This window comes from Vibrio wakamikoensis, assembly GCF_050337275.1.
In the GTDB taxonomy this organism is placed as follows: Bacteria; Pseudomonadota; Gammaproteobacteria; order Enterobacterales; family Vibrionaceae; genus Vibrio; species Vibrio chaetopteri.
The window spans coordinates 158,365-169,732 of sequence record NZ_JAKJST010000013.1 but is presented as its reverse complement, the minus strand read 5'-3'; the positions used below and the strand labels follow the sequence as shown (position 1 = coordinate 169,732).

Annotated in this window: 7 protein-coding genes; 1 reads left to right on the top strand and 6 read right to left on the bottom strand. The window is 45.1% G+C overall.

The window, feature by feature from the left end; all coding sequences use genetic code 11:
- Positions 1-53: 53 nt before the first annotated feature.
- The 4 genes from L4C42_RS03850 to xylB form a co-directional block, all read right to left on the bottom strand.
- Complete coding sequence (locus tag L4C42_RS03850; RefSeq protein WP_353496376.1) at positions 54-1,307, bottom strand: ABC transporter substrate-binding protein; 1,254 nt, start codon at positions 1,305-1,307, stop codon at positions 54-56.
- 14 nt (positions 1,308-1,321) lie between these two features.
- The gene (locus L4C42_RS03845) at positions 1,322-2,362 is read right to left on the bottom strand and encodes an ABC transporter ATP-binding protein (protein WP_353498702.1); all 1,041 of its coding nucleotides are present in this window, start codon (positions 2,360-2,362) and stop codon (positions 1,322-1,324) included.
- A 115-nt stretch (positions 2,363-2,477) separates the two neighbouring features.
- Complete coding sequence (locus L4C42_RS03840; protein WP_353496377.1) at positions 2,478-3,560, bottom strand: ABC transporter ATP-binding protein; 1,083 nt, start codon at positions 3,558-3,560, stop codon at positions 2,478-2,480.
- 546 nt (positions 3,561-4,106) lie between these two features.
- Positions 4,107-5,558 carry a xylulokinase gene (gene xylB / locus L4C42_RS03835; RefSeq protein WP_353496378.1) on the bottom strand — a complete coding sequence of 484 codons (1,452 nt, stop codon included), beginning with the start codon at positions 5,556-5,558 and terminating at the stop codon, positions 4,107-4,109.
- A 231-nt stretch (positions 5,559-5,789) separates the two neighbouring features.
- On the opposite strand from xylB, the gene L4C42_RS03830 reads away from it, so the two are divergent.
- On the top strand, positions 5,790-6,995 hold the full coding sequence (locus tag L4C42_RS03830) for a XylR family transcriptional regulator (protein ID WP_353496379.1): 1,206 nt from the start codon (positions 5,790-5,792) through the stop codon (positions 6,993-6,995).
- A gap of 111 nt (positions 6,996-7,106) precedes the next feature.
- On the opposite strand, the gene L4C42_RS03825 is transcribed toward L4C42_RS03830, so the two are convergent.
- Together L4C42_RS03825 and L4C42_RS03820 are read right to left on the bottom strand one after the other, a co-directional pair.
- Positions 7,107-9,500 carry a glycoside hydrolase family 3 N-terminal domain-containing protein gene (locus tag L4C42_RS03825; protein WP_353496380.1) on the bottom strand — a complete coding sequence of 798 codons (2,394 nt, stop codon included), beginning with the start codon at positions 9,498-9,500 and terminating at the stop codon, positions 7,107-7,109.
- 160 nt (positions 9,501-9,660) lie between these two features.
- On the bottom strand, positions 9,661-11,049 hold the full coding sequence (locus tag L4C42_RS03820) for a glycoside-pentoside-hexuronide (GPH):cation symporter (protein WP_353496381.1): 1,389 nt from the start codon (positions 11,047-11,049) through the stop codon (positions 9,661-9,663).
- Between the last annotated feature and the right edge of the window lie 319 nt (positions 11,050-11,368).

The window sequence follows — 11,368 nt, the reverse complement described above, 5'->3', positions numbered from 1 at the left end:
TATCCCAACTAACTATCGAGCCAGCGCCATATCGATGCTGGCTCTCATTACTCTTAACGGCGACGCGCGCGACGCTGAATTTGCTTCTCGGCTGCAGCTAACACTTCGTCGATGTCAGCATCGTGCTCAAGCACTCTTTCTAGGGCATCATCGATAACCTGACGCGCAACTGGGTCATATCGGTCAACACCGACTGCCGGAATGAGTTCCGCCGATTCTCTCCAAACATGACGCGCCTGTTGATCACCTAGGTACGCAAGTTTTTCATCGAAGAATGGGTTTTGGTGAGTCGACGTTAGTGCAGGGAATGCGTTTATTTCTTTGAACCCAATTAACTGAGCCTCTGGTGAAGTCGCCATAAACTCGATAAAGCGCCATGCTTCCTCTTTGTGTTTGGCTTTTTTAGGAATGCTGTAGAAAGAACCACCCCAACTTGCTAAGGCGTGATTTGGAAGCGCTGATGTACGCCATAAGCCTGACGCTTCGGGCGCAATGTAATCCTCTAGGTGACCGCCTAGCCAAGCCCCCATCATTTGCACCGTAATCGTGCCGCGGCGTAGACTCTCTGACCATTCATTCGACCAAGCACTTAACTCAGCATCAACACCCGCATCGCGTGCTTTTTTAGCTAAGCGAAATGCTTCTTTGAAGCGTTCTGAGTTAACCAGCACATTGTGGTCTGTATCAAAGTAGATCCCTTCTCCTGGTTTTAGGTCAGAACGAATATAGATATCTTTAATGTCATTGGCATTGGATAGTAGGTAGCTGCCTGTTTTCTCTTTGATCTTCACACCCGACTCAATAAACGAGTCCCAGCTTTTAAGTAGGTCTTCTTCTGACACACCGGCTTTATCAAGAATGTCTTGGCGGAAGAAGGTGGCACCCGGACCGATATCAGTAGGAACTCCAGCTAACTCTCCCCTCGAATTTGTTACCTGTGCAACGGAATAAGGGATGAGGTTTTGAGTAAACGTGCCTGCTTTGTAGTTATCGCTGTTTAAATCTTCAAGACCACCGGACTCGATAAAGCGTCCCACATACGCATTCTCGATACCCATTACATCTGGTAGGTTCGCCCCAGTAGCAAGTGCTGTTGTCATCAAGTTATGGTGATCATTGTAAGAAAGCACCACCAGCTTTACCTTGATGTCCGGGTTTGCCTTTTCAAACACAGGGATGGCAGCCTCTGCGACTTGGTTAAAGTTCGGGAAAGACGCGACTGTAATCTCTACTGGCTCAGCAAATACACTGGTAGAAAAGACGGCAGCAATAGAGAGTGATACCGCCTTTAAACTTATATTCTTCATGGGGGAATTCCTTTTTACTGTAAGGTGGTTTGTTCTTTGGAATCAAAGTAATGAACGTTGCGTTTATCGAAGTAGAGCGTCTGCTCACCATTAATTGGGTCTTCGGAATATTTTGTTTCCGCAATAAATCGTTTGTCACCGAAGCTACACCCGAGTTGAATCACGGAACCTAGTACCTCGTTTTCATTAACCTGGACTTTCATCTCAACACAATTGCTTTCGTCGATATCTGCTCGGTCTAGGCTAAAATCTTGAGCTCTGATACCCACCGATTTAACTGAGCTAGAGAGATCTGAAATACAGCTCTTGATATCGCTAGAATCTACATCGAATAAGTTGATCTCTGGGCTACCAATAAATCGAGCGACGAATTGGTTTTTTGGTGTTTTGAAGATCTCTTCCGGTGTACCTATCTGCTCAATGTGCCCGTTGTTCAATATCACCACGCGATCGGCAAGCGTCATCGCTTCGACTTGGTCATGAGTAACGTAGATAACGGTCGTTTTCACTTTTTCATGCAAGGCACGTATTTCTTTGCGCATTTGGCCACGCAGCTTAGCGTCAAGGTTGGAAAGTGGCTCATCAAACAGAAAGACTTTCGGGGTGCGCACCATCGCTCGTCCCATCGCCACTCGCTGCCTTTGTCCACCAGACAGCTCTTTTGGCTTGCGTTCCAACAAAGGAGTGAGCTCTAAAGCCTCGGCAACATCTTGGATCATTTGCTGTCGCTCTTCTTTTGGTACCTTCATGTTCTCTAAACTAAATCCGATGTTTTCACCCACCGTCATGTGGGGGTACAACGCATAGCTCTGAAACACCATTGCAATATTGCGCTCTATGGGGTGTAGTTCATTGACCAACAGCTCATCAATAAATACATCTCCATCCGTTATCTCTTCTAACCCCGCTAGCATTCTCAAAATGGTCGATTTACCACATCCTGATGGACCCAAAAGCACTAAGAACTCACCGTGTTTAATATCAAGGTCTATATTTTTAACGACTTGAGTTTCACCATAGTCCTTTACTAAATTTCTAAAAGTTACCGATGCCATCATGCCACCTAAATTAATTTGTTCATTTCAATATTCTTTACACATCAACAAAACCCTTCCTTACCATAGACATAGCCTTAGAAATAGATCGTTTTGTTTTTGCCATTCTGACAGGTTAGCCAATGGAAATATTGACACCTTGTTCATCGAATATATGTAGACGAGAATTGTCGATATACATTTCCACTCTTTCTCCCACAGTAATATCTGCACTGGAATCTAACTCTATTGTGATATCAATTCCATTTAGGCGACCATAGACTAGTTTGGTGGTTCCAAGTAGTTCGCTAGTTTCAACATCGATTTTAACCGACATTGAAGTGCTGGTCTTTTTTAGGCTAATGTCACTTGGTCTAATACCAAGCTTACCTTTCCCTGAAGTATTACCGACATTATTCTTTCTAACATCGAAGACTTGATTATTCAGAAGAATTCGGATTTCATCGTCATCACATTCAAGGTTCACAGGAACCATGTTCATGGTTGGACTACCAATAAAGCCCGCAACAAACTCATTTACTGGGTAGTGATAGATCTCTTTTGGCGTACCCACTTGCTCAATTAAACCATCACGTAAAATCACCACTTTGTCCGCTAGAGTCATCGCTTCAATTTGATCATGAGTCACATACACCGTGGTTTTTTTGTGTTTTCTGTGTAGCTGTTTTATCTCAGAACGCATGACGTTTCTGAGCTTTGCATCGAGGTTCGACAGGGGTTCATCGAACAGAAAAACCTCCGGCGTTCTTACCATCGCTCTACCCATAGCGACACGTTGACGCTGTCCACCGGACAGGGCACGAGGTTTTCTTTTCAGCAAAGGGGTAAGTTGTAGCATGTCGGCTACGACCCTCACCTGCTTATTGATTGCCTCTTTACTTTGGCCTTCCATCTTCAAGGAGAAACCAATATTGTCGAAAACCGTCATGTGCGGATACAAAGCATAGCTCTGAAACACCATGGCGATATTTCGCTCCTTTGGTGATAAATCATTTACCACCGAGTCACCGATGAGTATTTCCCCGGCGGAGATCTCCTCTAGCCCGGATAACATGCGTAGAGTCGTTGATTTTCCGCATCCCGAGGGGCCTAGAAAAACAACGAACTCTCCATCCTCAATGTACAAATTGAATTTCTTTACAATGTGAGCATTTCCCGAGTAAATCTTATCTACATTTTTAAATTGAATCGTTGCCATGGCCTACCCTGATATGTCAATCAAACACGCTTTGTTATCTTATATGTTCAATTTATACCCGCCTAAATACAATTATGTTTTTTACTTCTATTGTTAACGTATTTAACGAGTGAGAATTTGATCACGACTAATGCATCAGAGACATTATTGACTATAAAATTGGTGTGATCGGTGACACACTTACAAAATAAAGAAATACCAAAGTTAAATATGATAACCGCAGAGTAATTACTCTTAAGTTCACTATGAAGATTTTATTTATTGTGATTAATCTTTTAGGTAATGTGACAATTCTTGATCTGATTCACATAAATATCTGACAAGAATTTTCTAACCAAGTGACATTTATTTGGTTAAAGAGTACAGGTACAGTAGTCGCATGCAAGATTGGTAGGCGTGACGAAGCATACCTCGCTATATACTCTCTTCAACTAAATCTGGTATTTAGCAGTCGAATATACAAGTTCGAAGTATTACTGAGGAAATATCATTACTAATAAGGGCTTACACCGAATTGACCGGTCAAGCCCTCATATTATTCACTGATTAAAACAAGTCCTTCAGCTGTTGATATAGCGCTTGATAGACCAAACGTTTCTTTTTGTATTGTTCTACCGCTACTGAGTTTGGCTCATGTCTTTCAACCAGCTTTGGTGTCGGACAAATGTCATGCAGTGTTGCCCCTTCTAACGTGCCCAGAATCGCCAGTCTAGCCGCTCCTAGGGCTGGGCCTACATCACCACCTTCACGATAAACTAGTGGCATGTCTACGATATTGGCAAGCATTTGACGCCAATACTGACTGCGGGCTCCACCACCAATCAATGATACTTCTTCCGGTATATTCTTAGTCACATGCAACGCATCAAAGCCATCAGCGAAAGCAAAGCCTACCCCTTCCATTACGGCTTGCGCGAGCTCCAAACGAGTCGTTGTATGCGTCATTCCGAAGAATACACCTTTCGCATCTGGGTTGTTGTGCGGCGTTCTCTCGCCAGAAAGGTAAGGTAAAAATACGACTTCAGATTCCTTGTCCGCTGACTGCTCAACTTGCTCAATCATGTCACCGACATTGTCGAAGTTCGTGAGTTGGGCAACCCACTTCAGACACGATGCAGCGCTCAAAATGACTGACATTGTATGCCAGGTATTCGGCAAAGCATGACAAAAGCTGTGCAGCGCAGACTCAGGATTAGAAATAAAGCCATCACTCACAGCAAAATACACCCCTGATGTTCCAAGTGACAGCATGGCTTGTCCAGGCTGAGTTATCCCAACACCCACGGCTCCAGCAGCGTTGTCACCCCCACCCGCAATAACCGGAACTGACTGCATTCCCCACTGCTTGGCAATGGATTCTGATAAATAACCGGTGACGTCTTTACCTTCAAACAACGCCGGCATTTGCGCTAATGTTAACCCAGTGGCCTCGAGCATTTCAGTACTCCACGCTCTTAACTCAACATCAACCCAACCCGTGCCAGCAGCATCAGACAAATCGCTAGCAAAATCGCCCGTCATTTTAAATCGGAGATAATCCTTTGGAAGCAGCACCTTATCAACCTTTGCAAAAACCTCGGGCTCGTGATTTGCAACCCACTTCAACTTTGGTGCAGTAAAGCCAGGCATCATAATGTTGCCTGTAATCGTTCTAGAATCCGGCACCAAAGATTCAAGTTCATTACACTCTGCAGCGCAGCGGCCATCATTCCAAAGGATAGCGGGTCTCAGTACACCTCCATTCTTGTCGACAAGCGTTGCGCCGTGCATCTGACCAGAAAGGCCAATCGCTTTCACTCGGCTCAAATCAACAAGATCTCGTAAACCTTCAATGGACTCACAAGTCGCTTTCCACCAGCTTTGCGGATCCTGCTCAGACCAGAGTGGCTTAGGTCGAGACACATCGATCTCCACCGTTGTCGTTGCGAGGATTTCTCCTGACACCGTCATCACAATAGACTTTACACCCGACGTTCCTAAGTCGATTCCAATATACATACCCTCTCCCGCACTTTGTCATATTTGTTTGCAATAATTACGCTGCGCTCAGCGTCTGCCCTTGATACCCGGTAAACGCTATCAATCATAAGCTCATGGTCTGTTCAGACAATTACGTTTTTTAGTAGCGTATTTCACGGATTTCACGACTGCGCCCGTGATCACACCGTTTGGTTATTTAGGCTGATAGAATCCCTCATGGTTTTGGCTAGCACATAAAAAGACACAAACATGGATAAACATTTTCGAGTTACCCTACTTTTCAACGCCAACAAGGTTTACGACCGTGAAGTGATTGAGGGGATTGGAGAGTATTTGCAAGCATCACAGTGTGATTGGGATATTTTCTTAGAAGAAGAGTTCACTACCAGCTTGGATAACTTCCATAACTGGCAAGGTGATGGGGTTATCGCTGACTTTGACGACCCTAAAATCGTTGAGCTTCTCAAAGATTCGGACATTCCAATTGTCGGCGTTGGAGGCTCTTACGAAAACGAAGACGACTACCCCAATGTACCCTACGTGGCGACGGATAACGAAGCTTTGGTAGAGCTGGCATTCCAACATCTCAAAGAAAAGGGACTTGAAAACTTCGCGTTTTACGGCAAGCCACTTGATGAGAATACCCGTTGGGCGCTTGAGCGTGAGAAGGCCTTCTCTAATATCGTCAGTCGTGAGGGCTATCCTTGCTCCATTTACCGCGGCAATGAAACCAATCCAAGTACTTGGCAATACGACATGAACCGCTTGGCCGACTGGCTTCAGCGCTTGCCTACGCCTACAGGGATCATTGCGGTAACGGACTCCAGAGCGAGACACTTACTACAAGTCTGCCAACATCTAAACATTATGGTGCCTGACAAGGTCTCGGTCATTGGTATTGATAATGAAGAGTTAGCACGATACCTAACCAGAGTGTCTCTAAGCTCTGTTGGTCAAGGTACCAAGGAAATGGGTTATCGCGCAGCAAAAATGCTCCACAAGCTGCTCGAGTCAAAGCAACAAGAACCGAGAAACAGCTCTGTATTGAAACATGCGCGTGTGATGGTACCACCAACTCAAGTATTTGAACGTCAAAGCACCGACTTCCAAGCACTCAAAGACCCTTATGTTATTCAAGCGATGCACTTTATCCGCCACAACGCCTGTAAAGGCATCAAAGTCGACCAAGTGCTGAGCTACGTCGGGATTTCTCGCTCAAACATGGAAGCTCGATTTAAAGAAGAGTGCGGTCACTCCATTCACCAAGAGATTCATAACTCCAAGCTACGACGCGCTTCTAATCTATTGTCGAGCACCTCCTTACCCATAGTCGAAATCGCAGAACTATGTGGCTACCCGTCGCTCCAATATATGTATACCGTGTTTAAGAAAAACCTATCCCAAACACCAAAAGAATATCGCGAATCAGGTGGCATACAACCTTGCCCTGCATAGCCTGACTTAATAAGCTATATCAAAAAATCCCCCTTGCTAGCACCACACTAACAAGGGGGGATGTTTATTGAGTCATTTATTATTGTACGACCAAAAACTCAGCCACCAAGGCTAAGCCATGACCTCACTCTCTACCTGAGCAGAGCTCTCAACCTCGATATGGCCCTCACAAATCATTCTCCACGCCCTTGGTAAGACACGAGTTTCACCCTTCAGGGTGACGGTTTGCTTGAATAGAATGTCATCAGAAGATCGACCAATCATAATGTCAAAATCACCGGCTTCAACAATACGATTATGCTTGCTGTCCGTGAAGTTGAGCATGTCAACCGGGAGCGCAAACGTAACTTTCTTTGACTCGCCTGCCTTCAAAGATACCTTGCTAAAGCCTTTTAACTCCCTCACCGGGCGAACGAGCGAGCTATAAACATCACGTACATATAATTGAACGACTTCTGTGCCGTCTCTATCGCCAGTGTTCGTTAGGGTTAATGACACATCGATAGTGTCTTCATGTTCCACTACTGCATTGGCTACATTGAAGTTTGAGTACGTGAAGTCGGTATAACTTAACCCAAAACCAAAGTTGTATTTTGACCCGAAGTGATAAGCGATCGGTGTACCACCGCTCTTGAGTTTATGATTGTAGTAATACGGCACCGCACCAACAGACTTAGGAATCGATAGTGTTAGCTTGCCACTTGGGTTTACTGTACCAGTTAGTACATCAGCAATGGCATCTGCACCTTCTTGCCCAGGAGCCCAGCCGTAGACAATTGCCGCCGCTTCTTGCTCTGCGCGTCCTAGATTATATGGTCGTCCGCCAGTGACCAAAACGACCACTGGCTTGCCACTATCAAGCGCAGCGTCCACCAGAGATTGTTGAATGCCCGGCAGTGAAAGAGACTCTACATCGGAGCCTTCACCGACGGTTCCAGTTTGGAATAGACCCGCCAAATCACCGACACACACCACAGCCACGTCAGACTGAGCAATTGCACTTGCGGCATCACCAATCAAGCTTTCGTCCATACTAATCGGTGAAGTCTGCGTTTGTGATAGTGCCAAGTCAACATCACCGGGGAATACCGGAGCATTCGCGTGACGCTCCGTTAATATCTCACAGCCTTTTGCATAGAAAGTAGTGTTAAATCGCTCAGCGATTGCCTCACGAATGGTTTTTGCTACTTTTTCATCACTTTCCATACTCGACAGAATCAGGTGAACAGGGAAGCTGTACCCTCCCAAAAGAGCCAACTGGTCATCCGCGGTCGCACCGACAATCGCCACCTTTTTCTGTGTATCCAAAGGCAAAGTACCATCATTTTTTAGCAGAACAATTGACTCACTGGCCACTTGATACGCAAGTGCTTTGGACTTGGAGTTACTTAGAGGCTCATCGGGTTCTTCGCAGTAAGGGTTTTCAAACAGCCCTAACTCAAATTTCTTAGTTAGAATTCTTGAAACAATTTCGTCTAGCTTCGCTTGAGAAATAAGACCTTTATCCAAAGCAGCCTGAAGACGTGAAGCGCAAGCATCATCTGGTAGCTCGATGTCTAAACCGGCGTTAAATGCCAGCGCTGCCGCTTCCTCTTCCGTTGAGGCTACAGCATGATGAGCACGCAGCAAGTCGATGCCACCGTAATCAGCAACAATCAGTCCGTCAAAGCCCCATTGGTTGCGTAGCACTTCTGTCAGTAGATATTCTGATGAATGACAAGGCTCGCCATCGATATCATGATACGCAGGCATCACCGAACCTGCATTGGCAAGCTTTATTGCCATTTCGAATGGCAGCATAAAGGTGTCATTCAGTTCTTTTAAACCAAGATTAACCGGAGCATGATTGCGAGCACCCTCACTGAAGGAGTGACCAACGTAGTGTTTTAGCGTGGCTAGGACATCACGTTTTTCACCCTGAAGACCGCGCACATAGCTCGTTGCCATAACCCCCACGTGATAAGGATCTTCACCTAAAGTTTCTTCGGTGCGACCCCAACGAACATCCCGTGACACGTCTAGTACCGGAGCCAAACCTTGCTGAGCACCCGCCGCTCGGACTTGACGACCAATATCTTGCGCCATTTCCTCAATAAGCTTGTCATTCCATGTATGACCATAATTGAGCGACGATGGATAAAGTGTTGCCTCTTTCGACATTAGACCTACCAAACACTCTTCGTGCGAAATAGCAGGGATCCCAAGACGAGTTTCTTCAACAAGATATTTCTGTAATTTGTTCAATGCTGCGACACCAGCCTGAGGCGAAGTCACGTGTGTACCTAATGGTCGAGTAATTTGTCCCAAACCATGTTTCAGACGCTCTTTTACTGGCACACGAGTCTGCTCACTCGCCATCTCTAGTTCGCGGTCTTGATGGTCGCCGTCCTCTTTGAGGATTAACCACTGCGCCCCAAGTTGGGCAAGTTTTTCTTCATTGGTCATGCGGCTAAGTAAATCTTGGACGCGCTCAGTAACAGGCGCTGTACTCTCTTTATAGATCATCGGTGTCACCATTTTTTCTTAATCAGAGCAAGCTCGCTCTATATTCTTAGGTTCTTGTCGCCTTACAATTTGTCGCAAGGCGTTAATTCGGAGAAAAAGCCCCGCTTCAGCAGGGCTAAAACACTTCGTCAGGAGCGACATAGCGTTTTGGGGGTTCGTTTTAACCAAGTTCAGCATTGTGTGAAGCAGGCTTAACCTGTTCTTTTTGCTTAGCATCGAGCGTCAGCATCGCTTTGATTTGATCAAGTTTTGCATTGTCTAACTTGTAGAACATCATGAAGATGGCAACCGACGCATAGAACACTCCAGGGATAACCGTAAACAGTAAGTTGATAGCCATTACCGCACTCTCGGTCTGAGTCTCAGCGCCGCCAACATAACCCGAAGCCGCAAGCAACCAACCTACTGATGCTCCGCCCAGTGCAATACCGAGCTTGATAGCAAACAAATTCGTCGAAAACACCATGCCGCTGAGCGAACGATTACTTCTGGTTTTCTCATAATCGACGATATCTGACATCATGCTCCATAAGATCGGAGTTGTACTCATCTGTACCACACCCAATATGATGACCAATGCAAACACCATAAACACGTTTTGAGGATCAACTAAGAACAACACAGCAGATAGGAATCCTGACGCAACAATTAGCACGCGATAAATTTTAGGCTTATCTAAGTGGCCAAGTAGTGGAGCTGAAATCATGGCACCCGCAATGTTGGCTAGCATGCCTGCGACCATAAACATTGTTGCTAGATCAGGTCGACCCATCACAGTGTTGACGTAGTACATGGTAGACGCCCCTTTTAGCACCACACCGGTAAGGAGAATCACATTGACGATGAAAAGAATGCGCCATTGATTGTTCTTCATTAGAAGCTTAAGGTCATGAAGTACCGATTGCTGAGCCTCTTGGCTTGGAACGTAACGCTCTTTCGTATTAGCAAAGCTAAAAAAGAAAAGTCCAATTGCACCTAAGCCCATGATAGCCATTGCACCAAGGTAGCCCTTTTGCACGTCTCCTTGCCCAATGACATCGACCAGTGGTAACGCCAACATAGCAACAACCAAGCCACCTGCCGTACTCAATGCAAAACGATAAGACTGAAGTGACGTTCTCTCTTTAGGATCATTGCTTAATGCATTTGCCATTGCGCAATAAGGAACATTGATTGCGGTATACATGAGCGTGAGGAAAATATAGGACACGTAGGCATAAACTACCTTGCCTGTAGGTCCAAAATCAGGGGTAAAGAATGCTGCCATACAAGCGAGTCCAAATGGGATAGCCATCCACAATAGATATGGTCGATAGCGACCATGCTTTGAGCGGGTTCTATCCACAATTGAGCCCATAATTGGGTCGGTTACCGCATCAATAAAACGGACAAGAAGAAACATGGTTCCCATGTGTGCCGGTGATAGACCATAAATATCTGTATAAAAATAAGCCAAAAACAACATTACGGTCTGCCAAACAAAATTACATCCCGTATCGCCTAATCCATAAGCCACTTTTTCCCTTACGGACAACCTAACTGCGTTCATATTTAACTCCACCAAATTTCGCTTGGAAATTATTCTTCATGGTTAGAGGCGCTTAATCAACTTACCCTATTTGGTTATCAAATTACGATATTTCCCATCTGTGATGCTTATCTACAACCGCGACACCCGTGTAATTTTTAATTATTAATAATCAACAAGTTAAGTTCATTACGCATTTTCAACTCTATTTAATTAACGTCAATTTTGAGAACTAGAGCACATTTAATAAATAGGTGAATTTTGGTATCAAAAATCGTAATTGATGACCCTCTTGAAAAATAACAAGATGAATGCGAACAAAGTCCACAACCACGATTTG

What these genes read in the sequence shown, in the direction of transcription:
- L4C42_RS03820 (WP_353496381.1), bottom strand. Translation starts at nt 11,049, where the DNA reads ATGAACGCAGTTAGGTTGTCCGTAAGGGAAAAAGTGGCTTATGGATTA.
- L4C42_RS03825 (WP_353496380.1), bottom strand. Translation starts at nt 9,500, where the DNA reads ATGATCTATAAAGAGAGTACAGCGCCTGTTACTGAGCGCGTCCAAGAT.
- L4C42_RS03830 (WP_353496379.1), top strand. Translation starts at nt 5,790, where the DNA reads ATGGATAAACATTTTCGAGTTACCCTACTTTTCAACGCCAACAAGGTT.
- L4C42_RS03845 (WP_353498702.1), bottom strand. Translation starts at nt 2,362, where the DNA reads ATGGCATCGGTAACTTTTAGAAATTTAGTAAAGGACTATGGTGAAACT.
- xylB (WP_353496378.1), bottom strand. Translation starts at nt 5,558, where the DNA reads ATGTATATTGGAATCGACTTAGGAACGTCGGGTGTAAAGTCTATTGTG.
- L4C42_RS03840 (WP_353496377.1), bottom strand. Translation starts at nt 3,560, where the DNA reads ATGGCAACGATTCAATTTAAAAATGTAGATAAGATTTACTCGGGAAAT.
- L4C42_RS03850 (WP_353496376.1), bottom strand. Translation starts at nt 1,307, where the DNA reads ATGAAGAATATAAGTTTAAAGGCGGTATCACTCTCTATTGCTGCCGTC.